The sequence below is a fragment of the Pseudomonas sp. QLc11A genome (genome assembly GCF_052112305.1).
GTDB lineage: Bacteria > Pseudomonadota > Gammaproteobacteria > Pseudomonadales > Pseudomonadaceae > Aquipseudomonas > Aquipseudomonas laurylsulfatiphila.
Genome location: NZ_JAVAJJ010000060.1, coordinates 1 through 375 on the forward strand (window position 1 = coordinate 1; position 375 = coordinate 375).

Here is a 375-nt window from a genome sequence, read left to right on the forward strand (position 1 = left end):
TGATCGCTTCGAGGTTGCCACCCACTGCGTCCTTGATGGATTCAGTGACGGTGGTCGGACCGGTGTAGACGTCGTTGCCGACGCTGACCGGCAGGCTGCCGGAGCTCTGGCCTTCGGCGATGGTGATGACCTTGCCGCTGTCCAACGTCACGGTCACCGGACCGTTCTGCGCGGTGACCGGTTTGCCCTGGGCATCGGTCAGGGTCGCGGTGTAGGTGATGGTGCCGTTTTCGTCGACGCTCGGGGTGGCGGTCAAGGTCACCGTGGTGGTGTCGTTGACATCGTTGACCGTGGTGGTCACTGGCGTTGTGTTTGGCGACACCAGTTCCAGGTTACCGCCCACTGCGTCCTTGATGGATTCAGTCACGATGGTCG

Annotated in this window: 1 protein-coding gene; it reads right to left on the reverse strand. The window is 62.4% G+C overall.

What is annotated here, in order from left to right; all coding sequences use genetic code 11:
* Positions 1-375 (reverse strand): immunoglobulin-like domain-containing protein (locus Q8X48_RS29880; RefSeq protein ID WP_407802818.1); only part of this gene is annotated, 375 nt, incomplete at both ends.